This is a genomic window from Eudoraea chungangensis (assembly GCF_029360665.1).
GTDB classification, from domain to species: Bacteria; Bacteroidota; Bacteroidia; order Flavobacteriales; family Flavobacteriaceae; genus Eudoraea; species Eudoraea chungangensis.
Genome location: NZ_JARDUB010000003.1, coordinates 307,432 through 333,360 on the forward strand (window position 1 = coordinate 307,432; position 25,929 = coordinate 333,360).

23 protein-coding genes are annotated in these 25,929 nt (G+C 36.8%); 14 read left to right on the top strand and 9 right to left on the bottom strand.

The genetic code is table 11. The features are described from left to right. From PXG98_RS08135 to PXG98_RS08150, 4 genes are all read left to right on the top strand, one after another. Entirely contained in the window at positions 1-957 is a 957-nt protein-coding gene (locus PXG98_RS08135) for a PorP/SprF family type IX secretion system membrane protein (protein WP_276390201.1), read from the top strand. A 128-nt stretch (positions 958-1,085) separates the two neighbouring features. After that, complete coding sequence (locus PXG98_RS08140; RefSeq protein WP_276390202.1) at positions 1,086-2,120, top strand: COX15/CtaA family protein; 1,035 nt, start codon at positions 1,086-1,088, stop codon at positions 2,118-2,120. Between the two features lie 29 nt (positions 2,121-2,149). Continuing rightward, positions 2,150-2,641, top strand: coding sequence for an IS1096 element passenger TnpR family protein (locus PXG98_RS08145; protein ID WP_276390203.1), 492 nt, complete (start codon positions 2,150-2,152; stop codon positions 2,639-2,641). An 87-nt stretch (positions 2,642-2,728) separates the two neighbouring features. Next, on the top strand, positions 2,729-3,787 hold the full coding sequence (locus tag PXG98_RS08150; RefSeq protein ID WP_276390204.1) for a nucleoid-associated protein: 1,059 nt from the start codon (positions 2,729-2,731) through the stop codon (positions 3,785-3,787). Positions 3,788-3,790: 3 nt separating this feature from the next. Here PXG98_RS08150 and PXG98_RS08155 read toward each other — a convergent pair whose 3' ends face one another. Beyond that, complete coding sequence (locus tag PXG98_RS08155) at positions 3,791-4,876, bottom strand: hypothetical protein (RefSeq protein WP_276390205.1); 1,086 nt, start codon at positions 4,874-4,876, stop codon at positions 3,791-3,793. An 86-nt stretch (positions 4,877-4,962) separates the two neighbouring features. Here PXG98_RS08155 and PXG98_RS08160 point away from each other — a divergent pair, with 86 nt between their 5' ends. From PXG98_RS08160 to uvrB, 5 genes are read left to right on the top strand one after another with little or no spacing between them, the layout of a single operon-like run. Then, on the top strand, positions 4,963-5,865 hold the full coding sequence (locus PXG98_RS08160) for an ABC transporter ATP-binding protein (protein WP_276390206.1): 903 nt from the start codon (positions 4,963-4,965) through the stop codon (positions 5,863-5,865). A 17-nt stretch (positions 5,866-5,882) separates the two neighbouring features. Further along, complete coding sequence (locus tag PXG98_RS08165; RefSeq protein WP_276390207.1) at positions 5,883-6,716, top strand: ABC transporter permease; 834 nt, start codon at positions 5,883-5,885, stop codon at positions 6,714-6,716. 26 nt (positions 6,717-6,742) lie between these two features. Further along, positions 6,743-9,439 carry a T9SS type B sorting domain-containing protein gene (locus PXG98_RS08170; RefSeq protein WP_276390209.1) on the top strand — a complete coding sequence of 899 codons (2,697 nt, stop codon included), beginning with the start codon at positions 6,743-6,745 and terminating at the stop codon, positions 9,437-9,439. 32 nt (positions 9,440-9,471) lie between these two features. Continuing rightward, positions 9,472-10,926, top strand: coding sequence for a T9SS type B sorting domain-containing protein (locus PXG98_RS08175; protein ID WP_276390210.1), 1,455 nt, complete (start codon positions 9,472-9,474; stop codon positions 10,924-10,926). 50 nt (positions 10,927-10,976) lie between these two features. Continuing rightward, on the top strand, positions 10,977-12,965 hold the full coding sequence (uvrB, locus tag PXG98_RS08180; protein ID WP_276390211.1) for an excinuclease ABC subunit UvrB: 1,989 nt from the start codon (positions 10,977-10,979) through the stop codon (positions 12,963-12,965). 100 nt (positions 12,966-13,065) lie between these two features. Here uvrB and PXG98_RS08185 read toward each other — a convergent pair whose 3' ends face one another. Both PXG98_RS08185 and PXG98_RS08190 read right to left on the bottom strand, forming a co-directional pair. Continuing rightward, positions 13,066-13,494, bottom strand: coding sequence for an Hsp20/alpha crystallin family protein (locus PXG98_RS08185; RefSeq protein WP_276390213.1), 429 nt, complete (start codon positions 13,492-13,494; stop codon positions 13,066-13,068). Positions 13,495-13,649: 155 nt separating this feature from the next. Continuing rightward, positions 13,650-14,051 (bottom strand): TerB family tellurite resistance protein, encoded by a 402-nt coding sequence (locus PXG98_RS08190; RefSeq protein WP_276390214.1) that lies wholly within the window; start codon positions 14,049-14,051, stop codon positions 13,650-13,652. Positions 14,052-14,191: 140 nt separating this feature from the next. Here PXG98_RS08190 and PXG98_RS08195 point away from each other — a divergent pair, with 140 nt between their 5' ends. Continuing rightward, positions 14,192-14,590 carry a DUF1456 family protein gene (locus PXG98_RS08195; protein WP_276390215.1) on the top strand — a complete coding sequence of 133 codons (399 nt, stop codon included), beginning with the start codon at positions 14,192-14,194 and terminating at the stop codon, positions 14,588-14,590. A 203-nt stretch (positions 14,591-14,793) separates the two neighbouring features. On the opposite strand, the gene sucC is transcribed toward PXG98_RS08195, so the two are convergent. Both sucC and PXG98_RS08205 read right to left on the bottom strand, forming a co-directional pair. Further along, positions 14,794-15,987 (bottom strand): ADP-forming succinate--CoA ligase subunit beta, encoded by a 1,194-nt coding sequence (gene sucC / locus PXG98_RS08200; RefSeq protein ID WP_276390217.1) that lies wholly within the window; start codon positions 15,985-15,987, stop codon positions 14,794-14,796. A gap of 147 nt (positions 15,988-16,134) precedes the next feature. Then, complete coding sequence (locus PXG98_RS08205; RefSeq protein WP_276390219.1) at positions 16,135-16,773, bottom strand: LON peptidase substrate-binding domain-containing protein; 639 nt, start codon at positions 16,771-16,773, stop codon at positions 16,135-16,137. 155 nt (positions 16,774-16,928) lie between these two features. Between PXG98_RS08205 and lysA the strand changes: the two genes are divergently transcribed. Together lysA and PXG98_RS08215 are read left to right on the top strand one after the other, a co-directional pair. Further along, positions 16,929-18,170 (top strand): diaminopimelate decarboxylase, encoded by a 1,242-nt coding sequence (gene lysA / locus PXG98_RS08210; RefSeq protein ID WP_276390221.1) that lies wholly within the window; start codon positions 16,929-16,931, stop codon positions 18,168-18,170. A 62-nt stretch (positions 18,171-18,232) separates the two neighbouring features. Continuing rightward, on the top strand, positions 18,233-18,766 hold the full coding sequence (locus PXG98_RS08215; protein ID WP_420909560.1) for a thioredoxin family protein: 534 nt from the start codon (positions 18,233-18,235) through the stop codon (positions 18,764-18,766). Positions 18,767-18,808: 42 nt separating this feature from the next. On the opposite strand, the gene guaB is transcribed toward PXG98_RS08215, so the two are convergent. Further along, the gene (guaB, locus tag PXG98_RS08220) at positions 18,809-20,281 is read right to left on the bottom strand and encodes an IMP dehydrogenase (RefSeq protein WP_276390223.1); all 1,473 of its coding nucleotides are present in this window, start codon (positions 20,279-20,281) and stop codon (positions 18,809-18,811) included. Between the two features lie 226 nt (positions 20,282-20,507). On the opposite strand from guaB, the gene PXG98_RS08225 reads away from it, so the two are divergent. After that, on the top strand, positions 20,508-22,739 hold the full coding sequence (locus tag PXG98_RS08225; RefSeq protein WP_276390224.1) for a TonB-dependent receptor family protein: 2,232 nt from the start codon (positions 20,508-20,510) through the stop codon (positions 22,737-22,739). Between the two features lie 22 nt (positions 22,740-22,761). On the opposite strand, the gene PXG98_RS08230 is transcribed toward PXG98_RS08225, so the two are convergent. After that, a complete protein-coding gene (locus PXG98_RS08230; protein ID WP_276390225.1) occupies positions 22,762-23,628 on the bottom strand; it encodes a hydroxymethylglutaryl-CoA lyase in 867 nt (288 codons plus the stop codon). 30 nt (positions 23,629-23,658) lie between these two features. Next, entirely contained in the window at positions 23,659-24,285 is a 627-nt protein-coding gene (locus PXG98_RS08235; RefSeq protein WP_276390226.1) for a LysE family translocator, read from the bottom strand. 144 nt (positions 24,286-24,429) lie between these two features. On the opposite strand from PXG98_RS08235, the gene PXG98_RS08240 reads away from it, so the two are divergent. Continuing rightward, positions 24,430-24,783, top strand: a complete 354-nt coding sequence (locus PXG98_RS08240; protein ID WP_276390227.1) for a Dabb family protein — start codon at positions 24,430-24,432, stop codon at positions 24,781-24,783. 48 nt (positions 24,784-24,831) lie between these two features. On the opposite strand, the gene PXG98_RS08245 is transcribed toward PXG98_RS08240, so the two are convergent. Next, positions 24,832-25,875 carry a quinone-dependent dihydroorotate dehydrogenase gene (locus tag PXG98_RS08245; RefSeq protein ID WP_276390228.1) on the bottom strand — a complete coding sequence of 348 codons (1,044 nt, stop codon included), beginning with the start codon at positions 25,873-25,875 and terminating at the stop codon, positions 24,832-24,834. Positions 25,876-25,929: the final 54 nt, after the last annotated feature.

Genomic DNA, 25,929 nt, shown 5'->3' on the forward strand with positions numbered 1-25,929 from the left:
ATGAAAAACAAAAGCATTTCTATAGTAAAATTTGGCATTTTGTTGCTTCCATTCTTCTTAATAAATATAGGAGAAGTAAAAGCACAGCAAGATCCGAATTATACACAATACATGTTAAATACCATGGTAATTAACCCTGCCTATGTCGGATCCAGGGGTGTTGTCAGTGTTGGGGGACTCTATAGATCCCAATGGATGGGATTAGAAGGAGCGCCAAAAACCCAAACCTTTAACGTAGAAACACCTGTTGGAGAAAATATGGGTCTTGGTTTTTCGATAGTTAACGACAATATTGGCGATGGCACCGTCCAAGAAACTTATTTTGATGTGGCCTTTTCTTATACCATAAAAGTAAATGATGAAAGTAATTTGGCCTTTGGAATAAATGCCGGTGGTGATCTGTTAAACATAGATTTTACCAACCTAATTAATTATGGGATTGAGCCAAATTTAACCAATATTGACAACAAATTTTCTCCAAATTTTGGAGTTGGAGCCTATTACTATACGGAAAAGTTTTATGCAGGAATCTCAGTTCCCAGTTTATTAGAAACGGAACATTTTGAAAACTCAGATGACAGCAGTAGTTCTTTCTTAGCTACTGAACGAATGAACTTCTACTTCACTTCTGGTTATATCTTTGAATTAGATAGAAAGACTAAACTTAGGCCGAGTGTTCTAGTAAAGGCTGTTAGTGGGGCACCAGTACAAGTAGATTTGTCTGCGAACTTTCTTTTTAATGAGAAATTTACCGCAGGGGCGGCTTATCGATTCGGTTCGTCTTTAAGCGCTCTCTTCGGTTTTCAAATTACTGAAAAACTAATGTTAGGACTGGCTTACGATGTCGCTACTACACAATTAGGAAGCACTACCTTCAACGACGGATCCTTTGAAGTATTTTTGCGTTTCGACTTTATATCTAGATACAGACGAGAGGTAACTAATAAATTCTTTTAACATTATACCTCTGGCATTTTAAAGACATACATCTTTGTTATCCAACCTGCATTCTCGAATAAATGTCCTCTTATTTCACTGATAAAAATAATTAAGTGTAGTATTTTTGTAGTCCCTTAAGTTACTGCATGCAACGACACTTTATTAAAATTGCGAAAATTTCCTTGATACTGGTCTATTTAGTAATTATTGCGGGAGCAGTAGTTAGAATGACGGGCAGTGGTATGGGTTGTCCCGATTGGCCCAAGTGTTTTGGATATTATATTCCTCCAACAGACATCGAGCAATTGATCTGGAAGTCTAATCACAACTATAAAAGTGGTCAGGTCATTATCCTAAATGAATCTTTATTTGTAGCTAGGGACAACTTTTCATCCGGGACAATTCTAGATCCAATAAATTGGGAGGTCTATTCAAAACACGACTACGCTGTCTTTAATGCTTCCCATACTTGGATAGAGTTTATCAATCGTTTATTTGGTGCTTTGGCCGGAATCGCGACCTTGATAACGGCAATAATTTCAATCACATTTTGGAAACAAAATAAAAAAATCACCTTAATTTCCTGGTTTATAGTGTTTTGCATGGGGTTTCAAGCCTGGCTAGGCGCAACTGTGGTGTATTCTGTTTTAGAACCTGTTAAAATTAGCATACATATGTTAATGGCTTTATTAATAGTTGCCTTATTAATCTATCTAATCCATTATAGCTCTCACAAAAAAACTAGGGCAGTATTGAGCCGTTTGGATTTTAGGTTATTAGGCGTGGCTTTTGGTTTAACGATTATTCAGATTGTGTTTGGTATACAGGTTAGACAGTTTATAGATGAGCAGGGAGAGCTTCTTGGGTTAGATCTAAAAGCCTTCTTTCTTCAAGACCCAATTTGGTCGTTTTACGTGCATAGATCTTTATCAATCTTAGTCTTTCTGGTGAATATTTTTTTGGCAAGGTCAATTTTTAAGAAAGCGCCGAGCTATCCTCAAATGAAATGGATTCTTTTGTTACTTTTCATGGAAATTGGAACGGGAATACTCATGTACTATATGGCTTTTCCTTTTGGCAGTCAACCTTTGCATCTCATTTTTGCCGCACTTCTATTTGGCATACAATTTCATTTTGTTTTGGAAGCTAGAGAACGACAAAATACTGGTATTTCTTTGTAACTTTGCCCCCTATTTAAGATTTAGAGAACATGGTATATAAAATCAGGATCATTCTAGACACCGAAGAAGATATATTTCGAGATATTGAAATTGAACAAGATGTAAGTTTAGAAGATTTTCACAATGCAATTACCCAAGCATTTGGATTCCTTGGAAATGAGATGGCCTCTTTCTATACCTGTGATGAGAATTGGAACCAGGATGAAGAAATTCCGTTATTTGATACAAGCGAAGGGGACTCCCCTACTCGACTAATGCAAGACATCCCATTGTCTTCACTTGTTACTGAGAGTACGCCCAAATTAATTTATGTTTATGACTTTCTGAGTATGTGGACATTTTTTGTAGAGTTGGCGGATATCGTAGATAAGGAGGATGGAAGGGCTTATCCAAATGTTCTTTTTAGTTTTGGAGAGCTCCCGGAGTCACCACCTGAAAAAAACTTTGAAGCGGATTCAAGTCCGGAATTTGACACATTCGATAATTATGAGGATTTAGATTTTGATGAAAATTGGAACTAAATACTTAATTACATCTTATACCTTACATAGAATACATAAGACATCAACTAATAATTTTTATCCATATTCACTTAATTCCCAAAACTTATGATTAACCTTTTCAACGCTCAGATTGAAAAAATAGCCCTTCACAAAATAGGCAATAAAAGCAAAGCAGAACCTATATTTCTATCTAAAGAAAATTTACGCCTTGATGATGAGACTAATGGGGTTTTAAAAGAATTTTTTCTCAAACCATTTAGAGAAAAAGAGGAAAACTATTACCAGTTAACACATGAGGTGGATGTTGAATTTAACGAAGTCTATAAGACGGCTAAATTACTGTTTGAAAATCCTGAAGAATTACATGACGCCTCCATTGATATCACAAAACACCTATATGCGCAGTCAAATCATCCACATATTAAAAGCGGTGAAATTTTTGTTGTACACTTTACCAATATACTTTTAGACAATAAAAAAACGGAGGCTTTAGGGATTTTCAAAAGTGAATTAAAACACGATTTTCTTCAATTCAAAGAGAAAGAAGACAACTTAGAGCTTCATATTAAACAGGGAATAAACACCTCAAAATTAGATAAAGGATGTCTGGTTTTTAATGTATCCGTAGAAGAAGGTTATAAGGTTCTTTCTGTAGACAGCAATAGGTATGACACAAAGTATTGGCTAGAAGATTTTCTTGGGGTGAATGTGCTGGCAGATGAAAATTTCTACACAAAAAACTATTTAAAGTTCTGTCAAAATTTTGCCAAAGACGTTGTACTACCAGCAGAAGACAAAAAAGAGGAAGTAATGTTTATGAATAGGGCTGTTAATCATTTTGCCAAAAATGATGCCTTTGAAGAATCTTCCTTTCTGAATGAAGTTATGGATAATCCAGAGCTTATACCAGAATTTAAACACTATAAAACAGAGAAAGGTCCCAAATATAGTATAGAAGATATTTCTAGTTTCGATATAGCAAATAAAGCGGTATCAGATTCTCGAAAAAAGATGAAAAACGTCATTGAACTAGATACCAATATTCAGATAAAAATGGACTTTATTAATCCAGAATCTGCTGAGAAATTTGTAGAAAAAGGATGGGATGAGGAGAAACAAATGTATTATTATCTGGTCTACTTCAATAAAGAACAAAAATCCTAAGACTTAAGTTAGATTTATCCTCTTTTCAATTATTTGTTTCATACTTACGTCCTGATAATTACGTTTTACGAAATCTAACGCAAGGTCTAAGATTTGTCCCATGGTCTTACACTTCTTAAAACTTGCATCCAGAGTCAGGTCATAAATCTGTTTACTCAAAAACGTTATATTCTCGGGAAGAGAAATTTCGTCTTCCTTACAAATATCCACCAATCTGTTAATTCTGCGTCCAGAACTAATTATTCGTTTGGCCACGATGGATCGCTCCTCTATTTTATACTGGTCTACAGAGTCTCGCTGAAGCTTTTTCTGCACATTCTGTACCATGGTAAAATTTTCTTTAAAAAATTGTGGTCTGTATACCTTTAAATTTCCTTCGAAGCTCTGTTGATCAAAATCAATTGCTCTAATTTTATATACTACATGATCAAAATCGTGCATTGGAACAATTACATAATTATAAGAACGCATATCCCCCAAAAGTCTAATCATACAACGTTCATTGAACTTAACGAATTCTTTTGCTAATTGTGCCTTGTCACTTTCGGAACAGTTTGGCAGCATTTCTTTAATAAAAACGTCTCCTGGAATACCTGCAATATGCTCCTCAATAATGGTATCTTTATGTACCAAAAAGTTTAGATTATAAGGCGACAGCAAATGCTCTAATTCCAGTCCATAGACTCTTGAAGCATCGGCTTTTTTAATATAGAAATACAGGAAATTATCGTTCAATATATTACGAACTTTAATTCGAAATGGCTTGGAATTCCCAAACGTACAATAGTCAACGGCGTCAATATTTAGGTACTGAAATATACTATCACTTCCATCGGAGTGCAATATGGAATATACTTGTTTTAAACCTTCATCGATTTCAATTCTATCTGTATCAGAATAATATACGCGAATCCACAAAGTATCTGCACCATTATCGTCATATACTACAACAGAGCCAGCAAATCGAAGTAAATCCTCATAGTAAATAGGAATTTCAATTTTCCTACTATACTGATCCAAATAAGCATCTAACTTTGAGCTAATTGGGTAAGCTGGCTTTTTACGGGACATTAAACGTTTCTCCGACATAAATCCTTGGTTATTTCCTACGAATTGTAACAAATTAACGATTTCTTCGTCAAGTATACTAGACACCAACAAAAAACTAATCCAATTTGAAAAACATACTCACTGTAAATCAGCTCACAAAAAAATTTGGATACCTCACGGCGGTAGACAATCTTTCATTTTCTATTGAGAAAGGAAATGTCTATGGGATACTGGGACCAAATGGCAGTGGGAAATCTACCACCCTAGGAATTGTGCTTAATGTTGTTAATTCTACCTCGGGCTCGTTTTCTTGGTTTGACGGGAATACATCTACCCATAATGCGTTGAAAAAAGTTGGCGCCATAATTGAAAGGCCGAACTTTTATCCCTACATGACTGCCTTAGAAAATCTAAGACTTGTTTGTAAAATTAAAGAAGTTCCCTTTTCAAGAATAAATGACAAACTAGAGTTAGTAGGGCTCCTGGATAGAAAAGACAGTAAATTCAAAACCTATTCCCTAGGAATGAAACAGCGATTGGCGATAGCTTCAGCGCTTTTGAATGATCCCGAAATCCTAATTTTAGACGAACCAACAAATGGATTAGATCCGCAGGGAATACATCAAATCAGAGAGATTATTAAAAAAATTGCTTCTGAAGGAACTACCATTTTACTTGCCTCGCATTTATTGGATGAAGTTGAAAAAGTCTGTAGCCATGTTGTTATATTAAGAAAAGGAAAAAAGTTGTATTCAGGGCGAGTTGACGGAATGCTAGCCACTTACGGCTTTTTTGAATTGAAATGTGCAAACGAAAAAGCGCTTTTAGAGTTTTTAAAATCTCATTCTGGATTCGGAACAATTAAGTCCGACAACGGTCTTATCACTGTTTTTTTGGAAGAAGAGATGAATTCTGAAGAATTAAATGCCCAATTATTCAAAAAGAATATAGTCCTATCACATTTGGTCAAAAGACGAGAAAGTCTAGAAGAAAAATTCCTCACACTCACCGAAAACCAATCAAATTAAGACCAAACAACATTTCTATGAAAAGGTTATTACAAATAGAATATATTAAACTCTGGAACAATAGGGCCAGTAGAGTACTAATAATCGCGTACTTCGTTCTACTCACTTCTATTGCGCTTATTGCCGCAATAAAATTTGATATTGGTCCCGTAAAGTTTCATTTAGCCGAACAAGGAATCTTTAATTTCCCCTATATATGGCATTTTAACACCTTTATTACGGCATTTTTTAAACTATTTCTAGCCATTGTAATTGTTTCTATGATGGCTAACGAATACAGCAATAAAACCATAAAACAAAACCTAATTGACGGCTTGTCGAAGAAAGAATTTATTTTATCTAAATTCCTTACGGTCATAGCATTTGCTGTTGTTTCAACGATTTTTGTTTTTGTCGTTTCTATGGTATTGGGCCTTATTTATTCTGACTATAATGAATTATCCATAATTTTTTCTGATCTAGAATTCTTGTTAGCTTTTTTTATAAAACTGGTGGGATTCTTTTCATTTTGTCTTTTCCTTGGAATTTTTGTGAAAAGATCGGCCTTTGCCCTCGGTTTTTTAATTCTATGGCAGGTCTTTGAAGGTTTTGCTAGGGGCATGTTACGCTGGCAATTTTTCGATAAGGATACTACTGAAATTATAATGGGGTTTTTTCCATTAAATTCTATGTGGAATCTTATCAAAGAGCCTTTTTCGAGACTAAGCGCGGTACAATCTGTTGCAAATCAAATTGGAGAAGAAATTGCAGTTAATTACCATGTTCACTGGTACGAAGTCCTTATTGTAGTGGCTTGGACAGGTATTTTTATCTATTTATCGTACGCATTACTTAAAAAGAGAGATTTGTAGTATCTTGTGGTGTTTGGAAGAACACTATGAAAAAGCTTGGGACACTAGTACTTTTTTTGTCCCTTTGCCCTCTATTGTTTGGGCAGGGAGAAGCATCCAATTGGTATTTTGGAAGAGGGGCTGGATTAAGATTTAACAATGACGGATCCGTAACTCCTCTCTCTGACGGAAAACTTGATACCTTTGAAGGCTGTGCGACGATTTCTGACAACTTCGGAAATCTTCTCTTTTATACCGATGGAATCACGGTATACGATCAAAATAATGATCTAATGCCAAATGGAAGCGGACTTTTTGGAGATCCCTCTAGCACGCAATCTGCCCTAATTGTTCCAGTTCCTTTAAATGCAGATCTTTTTTACATCTTTACAGTAGATACTTCTACTGGTCCCGGTGATCCGGACTTTGGGTTTAATTACTCCATAGTAGATATAAGTCTTAATGGAGGATTGGGTGAAGTAGTTGAAAAAAACACCAACCTTTTAAAAGATTGCTCAGAAAAAATATCTGCCGTTTTAAAAGACTGTTCGGACAACTCGATTTGGGTTTTAACCTTGGGACCCGAAAATGGAGAAAGTGGACCATTTAATACGTATTATGCCTATGAAGTTAACTCTGAAGGAATAGATCCAATTCCGGTTAAGACCGTTTTCAAGGGTCTTACTATAGAGGATCCTAGAGGTTATTTGAAACTCTCGTCGGATGGCACAAAAATGGTAAGTGCAAATGTATTAGACGGGGCACAAATTTATGACTTCGATGCGGCCACAGGAGTTGTTTCTAATCAACATGAATTACTTATCAATGCTACAAATAAATTTCCTTACGGAGCAGAATTTTCGCCAAATGGAGAATTACTCTATCTGGTTACATCAAATAATATTTTAGATAAATTAGGAAATACTTCTAATCTTTTACAATATGACCTTCTCTCGGACAATATATCAGCCTCAGAGGTTGTTTTAGATCAAAGCCCTACCTATAGAGGGGCTCTTCAATTAGGAAATAATGGTAAAATTTATAGAACAATTTCCAGTGGCTACTTTTTCGGAACACCTTATTTAGGGGTAATTGATAATCCTAATGTAAGGGGTACGGACAGCAATTACCTGCACAATGAAATCCTTCTGGAGGGACTGGCTACACAAGGCCTTCCTCCTTTTATACAGTCTTTTTTCAGCAAAATACCTTTAGCTGTAAATTCTGATGGCAGCAGGAGCAGTACTCTAAATGGCTGTCTTGGAGAAAGTATTCGGCTGGAAGCAGAAGAAATTCCCGGAGCTACATATTTATGGACCAAAGACGGATACCCTATTGATCTGAGTACAACGTATTTTCTGGAAATTTTAGATCCTACGGAGGAAGATTCAGGCAAATATGGCTTGGAAATAATCCCAGTAAATTCTAATGAATGCCATATTCAAGGAGAGGCCCTCGTAAACGTTTTTGGTAGACCAGATCCAATTATCAACCTGTCAGTATGTGATATAGACTCCGAGAATAGCTCTGATGGACTTACCAGAATCAACTTAGCGCGGCTAAATCAGGATCCGGAAATACAATTTACATTTTACGAGAGACTTATCGATAGAACTAATGACCTCCCCATATTGGATACGACGAACTTTTATAACACCTCCGCTTTCAACCAAACGATATATTATCGAAGTATAAATGCAGCAGCTTGTGAGTATTTAGGAGAAGTGGTTATAGAAGTTTCGAGTGTTACAAAGCAAGATAGTTCACATGGCCCATTTTATAGCTGCGATGAAATTTCTGATGATAATATGCTACTTAGCACCTTTGACTTAAATGAAATAGCTGCGTATTACCAAAATGAATCAATAATATTTTACGCTTCCCTTGAAGATTTAGCCAATGGTGAGAATGAGTTAAAAGAAGAATACGTATCCGAACCTACTTTTATATATGCGCTTAGAACTCTAGATAATTCCTGCTTAGGAATAGATATTATAGAACTTGATATCTCCAAATCTCCAAAGCTAGAAATGCCAGAAGAGTTTTTTCTTTGCGAAGATATCGACTTAATTATACAGGGGCCGGAGGGGTTTATCGAATATAATTGGTACATAGTAAAAAATGGGCAAGAAATTCTGGTTTCAGAGAATGAATCGGCTATAATAAATCAAGAGGGTAACTATATCTTGGACACCGTCTTTAGTCTAAACATAAATGGAGAGGAAATACTATGTGAAAACAGTACGACCTTTTCGGTTATACCCTCCGGCAGACCGATTTTACAGGAAATCGCGGTAAACGACTTCTCCTCAAACAATACGATCCGGATTGATGCTACCGGTATTGGGGATTATGAATACTCCATTGATGGTATTAATTATCAAAGTGAAAATATTTTTAGAGAAGTTCAACCTGGCTATTACCATATTTCCATTCGAGATTTAAATGGTTGTGGAATAGTAGAAAAAGAAATTGCAGTTATGGGCTACCCTGCTTTCTTTACACCTAATGGAGACGGCATTAATGATTTTTGGAAGATTACAGGACTAAATGAACATTTTGAGTCGAATGCGATGATTGCTATTTTTGATCGCTATGGGAGAATAATTACCCAGCTCTCCCCCACTGCGTCTGGTTGGGATGGACGTTTTAATAATCAGGAATTACCCGCATCAGATTATTGGTTTACTATAAAATTAGAAAATGGGAGGCAAATTAATGGCCATTTTGCTTTAAAAAGATAATTGGTATTCTCCTTCTAGGAGGATAATTAGGAATGATGAAAAAGAAAATTATTTTTGGTCTCATGCTATGGATCGGCCACTTCGCAATGTCGCAGGAGTGCCCCAGACTAATAACACCCTCAGATGGAGCCAGCGGTGTTCCAGTAGACGTAACTATTACTTGGCCGCCGGTTCCGGGAATAATTGGTTATTTAGTTTCCTTAGGAACCACGCCGGGAGGTGGCGAAATACTTAACAGAAGGTCTGCAGGTCTAACCAATAGTTATACGCCCGAGGTTGGTTTACCTGAGAATACCACGATTTATGTCACCATTAGTCTTTTCCTATTTGATCAACCCCTAAGAATTTGTCCATCAGAAAGTTTTACAACAGCAGACGTCACCACCCCTCCTGTCTGTACCTTTCTGAATAGTCCCCTAAATAATGAGACCAATGTAGATGTAACCTCCCCCTTGCAATGGTCCTATGCATCTTTGGCCACTAACTATCGAATATCCGCAGGGACCAGTCCAGGAGCTACAGATATTTTGGATGATTTTACTACCGGAAACGTGCTCTCTTATAACCCCCCTGGAGATCTACCACAGGATAGTCCTATATATGTGCGAATTACTCCTTTTAACGAAAATGGTGATGCCAGCGGTTGCATCGAAGAAAGCTTTTCAACAGGGAATGCTGTAATTGATTGCAATGCTTTTTTTGACCCAGACACTGGTACCATAGTACCAAGAAGACCCAAATCTGATGTTCCTACTACTCTAGGTCTATGTGGCGGACAAAATACCACCGACTATACAACAAGAGACGTTGCAGATGGGTATAGATGGTTTAAAATAAATGAAGATGGGTCTGAAAGCCTAATTTCTTCCACTGCTACGGTAAATTTAACAGAGCTCGGTCCACATCGATATGAAGCTTATAATATTATCACAGAAGGTAGTTTTTCTTATGAATGCCCAACTTCTATAAACTTTGAAGTAGTCCCGTCGGAAATTGCAGTCATTGAAAGTCTAAATATTGAACGACTGGCCGATGGCAAAAGAATAGAAGTGATTGTTAGTGGCTTAGGGGCCTATGAATACGCTTTAGATCAAAGAAAGGGACCATATCAAAACTCAAATGTTTTTACACAAGTTTCTGAGGGTTTACACACAGTTTATGTTCGGGATAAATTTGGCTGTGGTATTGCTGAGCGAGTGGTAGAGCGAGAATTAAGTGCGGACGACTTTCCCAGATTTTTTACCCCAAATGGCGATGGAATAAATGATTTTTGGCAATTTATTGCTCCGGAAGATAATCAGGAAATCAAGGTGCTTTTTGTTCAAATATTTGACAGGTACGGCACCTTGCTAACACAAATACTACCAAACACCAGAGGCTGGGACGGCACCTTTAATGGCCAACCCCTTCCTGCTTCCAGTTATTGGTTTAAAGCCAAGGACAATTTAAATAATGAAGTCAAAGGGTATTTTGCCTTAAAGCGCTAAATTATTATAACTCTAGCTAGGTTTACAACTGCCTTTTGTAAATTTGAAGGATGAAATTTAAGGTAGTATCTGAATTTAAACCAACCGGAGATCAGCCGGAAGCCATTAGTCAGTTAAAAGAAGGGATTGTTACAGGCGAAAGATACCAAACGCTCCTGGGAGTTACGGGATCTGGAAAGACGTTCACTGTTGCAAACTTGATAAAAGAAGTACAGCGCCCTACTTTGGTTCTTGCTCACAATAAAACACTTGCCGCACAATTATATTCGGAATTCAAGCAGTTTTTTCCCGAAAACGCAGTGGAGTATTTTGTCTCCTATTACGACTACTATCAACCTGAAGCCTATATACCTACCTCTGGCTTATATATAGAAAAAGATCTTTCAATTAATGAAGATATTGAAAAGCTAAGGTTAAGTGCAACTTCCTCCTTACTCTCTGGCCGGAGAGATGTAATAGTAGTTGCATCTGTTTCTTGCCTTTACGGTATCGGAAACCCTGTAGAATTTCAAAAAAATGTAATCTCTATAAAGAAAGATCAGGTTATATCCAGAACAAAGTTTCTTCATCAATTAGTCCAGAGTCTTTATTCCAGGACTACCGCAGATTTTAAAAATGGAAATTTCAGGGTTAAGGGAGATGTAATTGATGTCTTTCCCAGTTATGCAGACCACGCTTTCAGAATTCATTTTTTTGGAGATGAAATTGAAGAAATTGAGGCATTTGATCCTTTTAAAAATAAATCACTGGAACAATATGAAACTCTTAATATTTATCCAGCGAATATGTTTGTAACCTCTCCTGATATTCTCCAGGGAGCCATACATAACATTCAGGAAGATTTGGTTCATCAGATTGAATATTTTAAAGAAATTGGTAAGCACTTAGAAGCAAAACGTTTAGAAGAAAGAACAAATTTTGATTTAGAGATGATACGTGAACTAGGCTACTGCTCGGGCATAGAAAACTACTCTAGGTATTTAGATGGTCGGGAGCCTGGTACCAGGCCCTTTTGCCTACTCGATTATTTTCCAGATGATTATTTGATGGTCGTAGACGAAAGCCATGTTACCATTCCACAGGTACATGCAATGTATGGGGGTGATAGATCTAGAAAAGAGAATTTAGTAGAATACGGTTTTAGACTACCCGCAGCTATGGATAACAGACCTCTGAAATTTGAAGAATTTGAAGCTTTACAAAATCAGGTCATATATGTAAGTGCAACCCCGGCAGATTACGAATTAAAAAATAGTCAAGGAGTCTATGTAGAACAGCTTATTAGACCCACAGGTTTATTAGATCCCGTAATTGAGGTTAGGCCAAGTTTAAATCAAATAGATGACCTTGTTGAAGAAATTCAAAAAAGAGTAGAGTTAGATGAGAGAACCTTGGTCACTACACTAACCAAAAGAATGGCGGAAGAATTGGCCAAATACCTAAGCCGTATTAGTGTAAGGTGTAGGTATATTCACTCTGATGTAGACACTTTAGAACGAGTGGAAATTATGCAAGATCTTCGGAAAGGAATTTTCGATGTTTTAATCGGTGTTAATTTATTGAGAGAAGGACTAGACCTGCCAGAGGTATCCCTTGTAGCAATTTTAGATGCCGATAAGGAAGGCTTTTTAAGGAGTAATCGATCGTTAACACAAACCGTTGGACGGGCGGCTCGGCATCTTAATGGAAAAGCGATTATGTATGCAGATAAAATTACTCATAGCATGAAATCGACTATGGACGAAACCAAATACAGACGTCAAAAACAAATGGAGTACAACACCAAACATAAAATTACCCCTAAAGCATTAGAAAAAAGCTTGGATAGTGTTTTGGCCAAAAACTCCGTATCCACTTTTCATTTTGAAAAAGAAGAAATGAAAGCGGCCGAACCAGACATCGAATATCTGACCAAAGAACAACGAGAAAAACTAATCAGGGATAAGAGAAAAGCTATGGAAAAAGCTGCAAAAGATCTCGATTTCATGCATGCAGCAAAGCTTAGGGATGAAATAAAACAATTACAACAACAGAATTAAAAAAGAGAGCGTCACAATTACTTGTAACGCTCTCCCAACTAACCAACTAAACAAACCAACCATCATGAAAATCCACGATTGGATATTTCACAACTTTTTCTTACTGCCCAATTTCAATTAATCTCTTGGGCTTGGGTAATGCTTCTTCTTTTTTGGGTAATACAAATTTTAATACCCCATCTTTATAGGAAGCTTTTATAGCATCTTCATCCACACTTTCAGGAAGGGTAAAAGCTCTCTTAAAGGATTCGTATGAATACTCTTTTCTTGAATAATTATTATTCTCGGTTTTATTTTCCTGAGATAATTCACTGGAGATGGTTAAGACTTGTTCGTCGATTTCCACGTTAAAGTCTTCTCTTTTTCGTCCTGGAACAAACAATTCTAATTGAAAATCAGTTTCATTTTCCATGATGTTCACTGCTGGTACATAAGAGGTATGGTTTTCAAGACCTCCAAACCAATCTGGCTTAAAAATATCATTCATCAAAGACGGAAACACTACATTGTTTTTTCTTATAATACTCATAACTATATACTTTTTATTAGACTTAAATTTATATCTGGTATAGGTCAAAAGTTATACCAAGGCTAATAAATGACTTTTTGTCTCTATTTAGCTAAACGTTAGCGACAATATGGCATATTTTAAAAAGAAAAAAGGTAAGTTGACTAAGAATTAGTCTAATTGTAGTGTGCCTTGAAAATATCTATAAGTACTTCTGGAGGAACAATTTTATCGGGATATTGATGCATCACACTTAGAACCTGCTCGATTGCCGAGGGTGGCAACCCCATTCCCAGTCCAATATTATGCAATTTGCTAATTTCAACTAGACGTTGATTATTATCGACATTCATTAGCAGTAACAACCTGTGAAATTGAAGAATCCTTTCTGCCTGGGTTTTGGGAATAATCTTTTGGGCTTTAGCTTTAAACAAGGAATCGAAGGTCTTCTTGTTTACGCCTAAATTGGTGGCAACACTAAAAAGAAAGTTGTATTCGCTGTCATTGAGATCTTCATCAGCCTTGGCAAATGCGATCATTTCTGACAAAATACTCAGTTTTTCTTCTAGAGAGTTCATTAGTACAATTATTTTTTGAGAGACCAAAACCGTTATTAATACAACAGTTTTTTTTAGTATTTCGTATAATGAAGACACGGAAATACGGCAATAAAACCATGAAGACAGGAAAAATATAATACCTTGCAAAAAAAAATAAAATGAACAATAATGATATTCTAAAAAAATTGCGCGTAGCTCTAATGCTAAGAGATGACGAAATTGTACAAATATTAGAGCTTGTAGATTTTAGAATATCCAAAAGTGAAATCGGCGCTTTTTGTAGAAAAGAAGGCCATCCGAAATTCAGAGAATGTGGAGATCAGGTATTGCGTAATTTCCTGAATGGATTGGTGATTAAACTTAGAGGTACCAAAGAAAATCCAAAAACCCCTGCCGAATTTCTAGACAAAAAGAAAAAAGATGTTCTAGACAGAAAAAAGAATCCTGTTCCTCCTAAAAAGCAGAAAGAAGCTTCGAAGGCTAAGGACATTAAAGGAAAAAACAAGAAAAGTGACCTAGGACCGGTGAAATACAAAAACAAGAAAAAAACCAAATAGAATTAAGGCTTTTATATTTCAATAATTTTAAAGAATCTCTAAAAATAAAAGGAGTACATTTTGCTGCTATGACCGACTGGGCTACCATTGAAACATAGGATGTGTTTATCTATCTCCTTAATAAAACTCATTTCTGTAATGCTGTTAAACAAAAAAAGAGCCTCTTAGGCAGAGACTCTTAAATTTATCTTTGTTAGATTGGATTAAGCCAATACTTCCTTCACCTTGTCTGCAGCTTCTTGAAACTGTACAGCTGAATGTACAGCTAATCCCGAATTATCAATTATTTCTTTGGCTAATTCAGCATTTGTGCCCTGTAGCCTTACAATAATAGGTACGTTGATAGCATCACCCATATTCCTGTAAGCATCAACAATACCTTGAGCAACTCTATCACAACGAACAATCCCGCCAAAAATATTAACCAAGATTGCTTTTACCTCACTGTCTTTCAGAATAATTCTAAAAGCTTCTTCTACTCTTTTGGCGTCAGCAGTACCACCCACATCCAAAAAGTTGGCTGGTTTACCTCCCGCCATTTTAATAAGGTCCATGGTTGCCATAGCCAGTCCGGCGCCATTTACCATACATCCCACATTGCCGTCTAAATCCACATAATTTAATCCAACTGCTCGGGCTTCCACTTCAATTGGGCTTTCCTCTCGTAAATCGCGCATTTCCGCATATTGTTTGCGTCTATATAGTGCATTATCATCTATGGACACTTTCGCATCAACAGCCATAATTTTATTATCAGAAGTCTTCAAGACTGGATTGATTTCGAACATATTCGAATCGCTCTGATCATAAGCTTTATAAAGAGCGGCAACAAATTTTGTCATCTCCTTAAATGCCTTTCCTGATAATCCTAAATTAAAGGCAACCTTTCTAGCCTGAAAAGGTAACAAGCCTACAGCAGGATCAATTTCTTCCGTAAATATTAAATGGGGGGTCTTATCAGCAACTTCTTCAATATCCATCCCACCCTCCGTGGAATACATAATCATATTCCTGCCATTGGCTCTATTTAACAAAACCGACATGTAAAATTCTGATGTCTCACTTTCACCGGGATAATAAACATCTTCTGCAATCAACACCTGGTGTACTTTCTTTCCTTCAGCTGAGGTCTGAGGGGTAATTAGGTTCATCCCGATAATCTGCCCTGAAATCTCCTCTACTTCTTTAAGGTTTTTGGCGAGTTTTACTCCACCGCCCTTTCCTCGCCCACCAGCATGGACTTGCGCCTTAATAACGTACCATTCTGTTCCAGTTTCCCTATTTAATTGTTTGGCGACATCCACAGCCTCTTTTGGATTATGGGCTACTAGACCTCGTTGTATATTTACTCCAAAACTTGCTAGTATTTCTTTACCCTGATATTCGTGAAGATTCATATTATAAATTGTCTATGTTCGGAGGCAAAAATAGGAAACAGCCTTCAGTTACCCTAATAAATTGAATAGAAGGCACTAAAAAAAACAAAATAAAAGAGTCTATCTCAAAAGCTGCTGTTTTTAGCTTGAGAAAACGTCATAAATCAGTTATAAGGTAAAATCTTGAAAGTCAAGAGGGTCAAAATTCTTAAAATGCCCATTTAATTCAATAAGCATCTTTGTTCTATTAATTTCTCCTAAAACCTGAATGGTGGAGGTAAGATGTTCTAGGATAAATGCCAAACGATCCTTTTCATGAGGCATCTGCAATAATTGATACTCCTGCTCGAAGGACAAACCCATTTTATGCGCCAGTTGATAGGGGTTAAATAAAAGAGGATCAATTTCAGTAAATGGTACTTCCATCATCGCATAAAGATTTTTCAATTTGAGGATTACTTCTTTCTTATCCTCAATGTCCCCATCTTTTATGTTATCTAGATACTTGACAATTCCCCCGGCATAAAGTTTTCCATCCAAGGTGTTTTCAAAGCTAACTACCTTAAAGACTTGTCGTGCTACACATAATACATCCATAGAACCGTTTTCGTAGGAATTTACAACTTCCACTAATTGCACCTCCGTACCATAAGTAATTGTATCATTAATATAAACAGGAATTCCAAAGGTAACTGCCTCTCTTCGGCAATCATTAATTAGCTCTTTATAGCGGTCTTCAAAAATGTGTAACGGTACTTTTTCTCCTGGAAAAAAAACAGATTTTAATGGAAAAAAGGGAATCTTCATAGATTTTTATTTTAAAAATACAACTTGGTAGACCCACATACAAATGAAAATGAATATTGTTATATTTAAAACAATATGTTTTAAATATAAAAAACATCTAAATATTTTTGTAAAGTCACCTCTATAATTATAGCTTTGTATGAAATAAAAAGAGTATGAAAAACAAAGATCTGATAAACATTTCCGAGAAATTTGGTAATCCCGTTTATGTCTACGATGCGGAGAAGATAATTTCGCAATTTGAGCGACTCACAAAGGCTTTTAAGACGGTAAAGTACTTAAAACTAAATTACGCCGCCAAAGCCCTTTCAAACCTAAGTATTTTAAGACTTATGAATAGTCTTGGAAGTGGTTTAGACACAGTATCTATTCAGGAGGTTCAACTAGGCCTGATGGCTGGGTTTAAACCAGAGAATATAATTTTCACTCCCAATGGAGTTTCCCTAGAAGAAATTGAAGAGGCTTCAGCCTTAGGTGTACGCATCAATATCGACAACCTGTCTATTTTAGAACAATTTGGGAATAAGCATCCGGACGTACCTGTATGTATCAGAATCAATCCTCACGTAATGGCTGGGGGTAATTCCAATATTTCTGTGGGCCATATAGATTCAAAATTCGGAATAAGCATACATCAAATACCTCATTTGCTTCGTATAGTGGAGCTTACACAAATGAAGATAAACGGTATTCATATGCATACCGGAAGCGACATCTTGGATATTGAAGTGTTTCTTTACGCCTCTGAAATTCTTTTCGATACGGCCAAGAATTTTAAGGATTTAGAGTTTATAGATTTTGGAAGCGGTTTTAAGGTACCCTATAAGGAGGGGGATATAGAAACAAATATCGAGGAATTGGGTGAAAAGCTCAGTGGCAGATTCAATACATTTTGTAAGGAATATGGAAGAGAGCTCACTTTGGCCTTTGAACCTGGTAAGTTCTTAGTTAGTGAGGCTGGTTATTTTTTAGCCCGAGTAAATGTAGTTAAACAAACTACGTCTACTGTTTTTGCCAGCGTAGACTCCGGTTTTAATCATTTAATTAGACCTATGTTATATGGAGCATCTCACCAAATTGAAAATATATCTAATCCCAAAGGGCGAGAACGTTATTATTCGGTAGTGGGTTACATATGTGAAACTGATACTTTTGGAAATAATCGCAGAATTAATGAAATTAGGGAAGGCGACATACTCTGTTTTAAAAATGCAGGGGCCTACTGTTTTACTATGGCTAGTAACTATAATTCCAGGTATAGACCTGCAGAAGTACTCTGGCATGAGGGTAAGGCTAGTCTGATTAGAAAAAGAGAAACTTTTGATGATCTCATAAAAAACCAAATTGATATTAAAAATTTATTTATGGCCAAGGTAGAATCTACAGAGGCAAAATAAAGCATGTAAAATTTCGTTAGTTTTGTAAAAGAAAGTGGACTAAACATAGAAATCCCTTACATATGACTCAGAACAAACTTATGTTTATTAAAGGAATATTATTTCTCTTTACAGTTTTAATTACTACGGCCACCAAGGCACAAGAAGTTCAATGGCTGAGCTGGGAAGAGGCTACCCAACTGGCTCAGAGTGATGCGGCTCCAAAGAAGATTTTTATAGATGTTTATACGGACTGGTGTGGATGGTGTAAAAAAATGGACAAAGACACTTTTCAAAATGAGGAAGTCGCGACCTATATGACTGCCAATTTTTATATGGTTAAATTAGATGGAGAAGGGAAAGAACCTATCGAATACAATGGTAAAACCTATTCCTATGTACCTTCTGGAAGAAGAGGATATCATGAACTCGCTGCTGCACTGATGCAAGGAAAATTAAGCTATCCTACGGTAATCTTTTTAGACGAAAATTTAAAAATGCTCTCCCCGGTTCCGGGATACCAAAAGCCAGCGCCCTTTTTAAATATTGCTAGATATTTTGGAGATGACATTTACAAGGAAAAAGATTGGAATTCCTATAGCGGCAATAGTAAATAAATACCTTGAAATTAGGTGTCTTTCCTTAGATAAAACTTTTAATTATCTACTATAGTTAGGGGATTCTTTGGTAATAGTGACATCATGAGGATGGCCTTCATTAATTCCACTAGAAGTAATCTTCACAAATTTGCCCGTCTCCTTTAGGGTGGCTATATCCTTTGCGCCGCAATAACCCATTCCTGCTCTTAACCCCCCTACAAATTGATGTATACTCTCGTATAATTCTCCCTTATATGGGACTCTACCAACAATTCCCTCTGGTACAAGTTTCTTAATATCATCTTCTACATCTTGGAAATAACGGTCTTTACTGCCTTCTTTCATAGCCTCAACAGACCCCATTCCACGATACGACTTAAACTTTCTACCTTCATAAATGATGGTTTCACCAGGGGATTCTTTTGTCCCCGCCAATAGTGAACCCAACATTACCGTGTCTGCGCCAGCAGCAATCGCTTTTGGAATATCCCCTGTATATCTTATGCCTCCATCGGCTATTACAGGAACACCCGAGCCTTTTATTGCCGCTGCCACTTCAAGTACCGCTGAGAATTGAGGAAAACCAACCCCTGCTACAACCCTAGTTGTGCAAATAGATCCCGGTCCAATACCAACTTTTACGGCGTCGGCACCTGCATCTACCAAGTATTTTGCAGCCGCTCCAGTGGCAATATTCCCTACAATAACGTCTAATTCAGGAAATTGATTTTTAACTTTTTTCAATACTTCTACAACACCCTTGGTATGTCCATGCGCTGTATCAATAACAACGGCGTCGACTCCGGCTTGAACAAGAGCTGTAGTTCTCTCAATAACATCGGCTGTAACACCAAGAGCCGCTGCAACACGCAGTCTGCCATATTTATCTTTATTCGCAATTGGTTTTTGCGTCAGCTTAGTGATATCACGGAACGTAATAAGCCCCACCAATTTATTGTCTTTATTAATAACCGGAAGTTTCTCTATTTTATTAATCTGAAGAATATCTTCTGCCTCTTCTAAAGAAGTACCTTCAGCCACTGTAACCAATCGCTCGGAGGTCATTACTTCTTCTATGGGACGGTTATTATTTTTTTCAAAACGCAGATCTCTATTTGTAACTATTCCCAACAAAACTCCATCATCATTTACAATAGGTATACCACCAATACTGTGTTCACGCATACTGGCTTTTGCATCTCGTACTAAGGCAGACAATGGCAGAGTCACAGGGTCCATTATCATGCCGCTTTCTGCCCGCTTTACGCGTCTTACTTTCATTGCCTGGGCCTCGATGGTCATATTCTTATGCAACACACCTATACCCCCTTCACGGGCCATAGCAATAGCCATTTTTGATTCCGTAACCGTATCCATAGCAGCAGATACAACAGGAATATTAATGGTAATATTTTTAGTAAATTTAGTTTGAATATTAACTTCACGAGGAAGTATTTCAGAAAAGGATGGCACTAACAGAACGTCATCATATGTGAGACCTTCTCCAACAATTTTTTTTAGGTGAGCTTCCATGGCAATTAAGGATTAATTGCGTGCAAATATACGCTTTTTTAATAGACTGTTCTCTAAGTATTCGGAATATATAAATCTAAAGGAAATTTCTGGACCATTCATGTATGTGAAAATCAAAATATTACAAATTATTATCTTTATTTATTCTAAATAAGCTTTGTCATTAGTTAAAACAGTCTTAAATTTGCGTTTTTAAAACCAATCTATTTATAATTAGTCTAAATTAATGAAGTCCTTATTAACGGTTCTATTTTCCAGCCTCGCACTAACCTATACCTTTGCTCAATCTAACCTAAAAGATTCCAAAATAAAAGACAGTATCATAGTACAACTAGATGAAGTAGTATTGTCTGCAAATACTATTTTAGGAAGTAAATTCCAGGCAAAAAACAGAACCGGCTCGGCCTATTACGTGTCAGAGCCAGAACTTCTTAAGTTTAATTACACTGATATTAACCGTGTATTGCGCTCTGTACCGGGGGTTAATTATGTTGAAGAAGATGGTTTTGGACTACGACCAAACATCAGCTTAAGGGGTACCTCTCCCGAAAGGAGTGCCAAAATAACCCTCATGGAAGACGGGGTCCTTATAGCTCCTGCTCCTTACAGTGCGCCTGCTGCTTATTATTTTCCATCTGTTGCAAGAATGCAGGCCGTTGAAATACTAAAAGGAAGTAGCCAGGTACAGTATGGCCCCTTCACTACTGGTGGTGCCATAAATATGATTTCCTCCGAAATACCGGATACATTTAATGCTTCCTTACGCGCCAGTTATGGAAGTTATAATAGTGGTCAGTTACATGCTAAACTTGGAGATTCTAAGGAGCGTTTTGGATATAATATAGAATACCTTAATTTCAATTCTGATGGTTTTAAAGATCTTGATAATGGTGGAAATACAGGATTTGATAAAAATGATTTAGTTGCTAAATTCCGTCTAAATAATTCTGCTGAGGCCAAGCTTCATCAAATCCTAGATCTTAAATTTCAATACTCTGATGAAGATTCTAATGAGACCTATGTTGGACTAACAGAAGAAGACTTCGAAGCCACCCCTTTTAGAAGGTACTCAGGTTCCCAAATAGATGAAATGGTAAATGACCATATTCAGATTGCCGCAACCTACGTTTTAGATTTTAATGATCATTTCAATATTGCTACCACTGCCTATTATAATGGGTTTAGTAGAAATTGGTATAAACTGGATGCGGTAACCTTAAATGGCGATAGACGAGGAATTGCCGGCATCCTTGCAGATCCTGACGAAAATGAAGCCTACTATAATGTCATTGCGGGAAATCAAAATGTGGCTTCGGATGCATTATTGGTAAAAGCAAATAACCGTAAATATGTCTCCAGAGGAATTCAGACTAAAATAGATTATCATTGGAATGGAGTTAATACTTTTCATGACCTTGAAATTGGTGCAAGATTCCATTATGACAAGGAAGATAGGTTTCAATGGGTTGACGGTTACGGCATTAATAATGGTATTATGAATTTGACTAGCGCAGGAACCCCTGGCACAGATGCTAACCGCATAAGTGACGCCAATGCATTTTCTACCTATGCCATGTACAAATTAAAATATAAGAACCTTACACTAACCCCTGGATTAAGGTATGAAAACATGACCCTAGGAAGAGAAGATTTTGGAAAAAATGATGTTGACAGAAACGGTGGAGACTTAAAAACCAGAGAAAATTCTGTAGACGTTTGGATTCCTGGAATGGGCTTTAATTACAATTTTAACCAAATATCACTGTTCGGTGGAATTCATAAAGGCTTCTCTCCTCCTACCAGTTCGGAAGGTGAAAAACCTGAAGAGAGTATAAATTACGAATTAGGAACAAGATTTACTTTAGGGAGCTTTTCGGGTGAAGTGGTTGGATTTTTCAATGATTACAGCAACTTATTAGGAAGTGATCTGGCGGCAACAGGTGGTACAGGAAGTCTTGACCAATTTAACGCCGGGGAGGTTAATGTTGGTGGGGCAGAAGTACTTTTAAACTACAATCTATTAGGCAACAATGACAAATTAAATTTACCCATAACCCTTGCCTACACCTATACCTATACCGAATTTCAATCTAGTTTTGACAGTCCTAATGATATATGGGGAGAAGTTGAAGCAGGCGATGAACTTCCGTATATTCCTAAAAATCAATTTAATACAATGATCTCTTTGGAACATCCGTCTTTCCAAATAAATTTAAGTGGAAGATTTAACGGGGAATTCAGAACAAAAGCAGGATCTGGTTCTATTCCCACCGACGAATTAGTGCCTTCTAACTTCGTAATAGATCTTTCTGGGGAATACTATATTAACAAACATTTTAGTGTTAATGGTAGAATTATCAATTTACTCGATGAGGCTTATGCAGTTTCAAGAGTACCAGCCGGGCTAAGACCAGGCCATCCTTTTGGCGCCTACTTGGGGATAATGTTGCAATACTAAAATTTCCTAAAAGGAAAAAGGATTAGTGGTATGCCGCAAAAAGCTCTTTAGCTTTATTATAGGCAGCCTCAAAGGGCATCCACTTCACCGCAGTTTCGGTTTTTTGTGAGGTAAAGAAGGACAGCATCTTTTCTGTTGGCATGTTTCCGGTTAATTCGTCTTTTGCCATTGGACAGCCCCCTAGTCCCTGAATTGCACCGTCAAATCTGCGGCAACCACCATTGTAAGCAGCCTCTAGTTTTTCATGCCATTTTGAAGGTGTAGTGTGTAAGTGTGCCCCAAATTCAACATCAGGAAATCTGGGAACCAGATTAGTAAATAAGTAATGAATATCTTCGGGACTAGATGTCCCGACCGTATCGGAGAGCGACAAGATAGTAACTCCTAGTGCCGCCAGTTTCTCGGTCCATTCCGCCACAATATCGACATTCCACGGGTCCCCATAGGGATTCCCAAACCCCATGGATATATAAGTAACCACTTGCTTATCGGTTCTATCAGCAAGTTCTAATATTTGTTTCAGGATAGTAATGGACTCCTTTATAGTCTTATGCGTATTTCGCATTTGAAAATTTTCTGAAATAGAAAAAGGATAGCCTAAAAAATCAATCTCTTTATGTAAACTGGCTTCCTTAGCCCCACGATAATTTGCAACAATAGCCAGTAACTTACTGTTTGTTTTAGATAAGTCTAGTCCACTTAAAACTTCGCGTGTATCTACCATCTGAGGAATTGCTCTAGGAGACACGAAGCTCCCAAAATCAATGGTATGAAAACCACATGAGAGCAGCGCTTGAAGGTAGTTCGTTTTTTTAATTGTAGGAATAAACTGTTTTATCCCTTGCATAGCATCTCGCGGACATTCGATAATTTTTACTTTCTCTTTCATTTCTTATTTGGCCAACACTCAAAATTAGGGCTATTTATTGAAAAAAAATAGATATGAAGCAATCCCCAGAAAGATAAAAATTTGAAACCATTTTAATACTTCTGCTACCTTTTTATTATCCCTATAATGTTTCAAAATTTGACTTGCCGAAATAGATATTAGGGCAAAAACCAAGAAGGAAACCAACATAAATAAAAGTCCCAAAACATAAAACTGTACTACCGTACTCATACTATCACTAAATAAGAATCCAGGAAAAAAAGCAAGAAAAAATATTGTCACTTTGGGGTTTAGAACATTCATGGTAAAACCCCTCCAAAACATTGCATTAAGACCTTTTTTAGGACCCCTGGCACTCTCTTCAATTAAAGAAGTTGGGCTGTGGTATACCCCATAGGCCAGATAAACCAAATAAATAGCACCAAAGAGTTTTATTAGAAAATACACCTCTTCATTTTCCTTTAAAACCGCAGATAATCCAAAGGCCAATAGGCTTGTGTGAATAAGACAACCTGAAATTAGTCCGGCAGTAGTGACCAAACCGTACTTAACTCCTTTAGAAATACTCTGAGTTAAGACAAATATGTTATCTGGTCCTGGAGTAATAGCCAAGGCAGCCGTTGCCAAGACAAACCCTAATAGTAGTTGTAAATCCAAATGAAGCTTTCCAATTATTTTGAGTGAATTTACAAAAGTTTAATGCTTTTGTTTATCTTTCGAAAAAACATCCTTATGAAATTCACAATTGTCTCATTAATAACTATATTCTCCCTTACTGTCTTTAGTATTAATTCTTCAAAAATGAAAATTCAAAACGCTTCAGAGGTAAAATCTACTTTCTTAGAAAATGATAGTGTTCTGAGACATGTTGTTCTATTTAAGTTTAAAGAGGGTACTACGGATAGTCAGCTAAGGGCTATTGAAGATTCATTTAGTGGACTTCCGGCTAAAATCCCTGAAATTGTAGGATATGAGTGGGGTCTAAATAACAGTCCTGAGGGCCTAAATAAAGATTTTACACACTGTTTTTTTGTAAGTTTTGCATCAGAAGAAGGTAGAGCAACCTATTTACCACATCCCGCACATAAGGCTTTTGTTGAATTAGTTGGTCCATCAGTGGAAGACGTCCTAGTGGTAGACTACTGGGTGAAATAAGGTTTAATAAAGTAAGAGTTTACATTAAATATACTGTCTTTTGAAAAACTAGATAGAATATCTTTTTAGGATGGCCTTGTTTATTCCCTTCACCAAGGACGGTCCTTCATAAACGAATCCTGTCCAAAGTTGAATTAAATCTGCGCCGGCTTCTAATTTTTCGATTGCGTCATCAGGATTATGTATGCCCCCTACGCCAATTATTGGAAAGGCTTTATTACTCTTATCTGCTAAAAACCTTATTACTTCTGTACTCCTATCTCTCAATGGTTTCCCGCTTAAACCGCCTTTTTCTTCTTTCAGATCGTCCGTAGATTTCAAACCTTCTCGTGAAAGAGTAGTATTTGTAGCTATTATTCCGTCAATTCCGGTTGTCTTTACTATAGCTATAATATCCAGCAGTTGTTCGTCCGCTAAATCAGGTGCTATTTTTAACAATATAGGCTTCTCACGAACATCATCCTTAGTGGCCTTAACCGTATTTTCCTTTTTTAAAGTTTTTAAAAGAGCTGTAAGTGGTTCTTTGTCTTGCAACTCTCTTAATCCCGGGGTATTCGGTGAACTCACATTTACTACAAAGTAATCTACTGCCCCATACAAAGCATGAAAACATTTTACATAGTCATCTATGGCTTCAGCATTTGGGGTAAGTTTGTTTTTTCCAATATTACCTCCAACCAAAACGCGATGTTTCTTTTCAAGGTTTCTCGCTGCTTCTGCAACTCCAAGATTATTAAATCCCATTCTATTTATTATGGCCTTGTCTCTTTTTAATCTAAAAAGCCTCTTTTTGGGGTTGCCATTCTGAGCTTTTGGGGTGATTGTTCCAATTTCTACAAAGCCAAATCCAAAATCAGAAAGTTCATTGTACAATTCGGCATTTTTATCAAATCCAGCGGCCAAACCCACCGGGTTCTTAAATTTTAAACCAAATACCTCTTTGGATAATCTTGGATCCTCTAAACAAAAAATTGTCCTGGTTAGAGCTCCTAATCCCAGCTTGGAAGTAAGTTTTATGACATTAAAGGACAAATGGTGAACTTTTTCAGGATCTAGTGTAAACAGAAGGGGTCTTATAAAAGCTTTGTACATTAAAAAAAGTTTGCACAAAAATACAAACATTTCATTGCATCTCCCTACAGAATT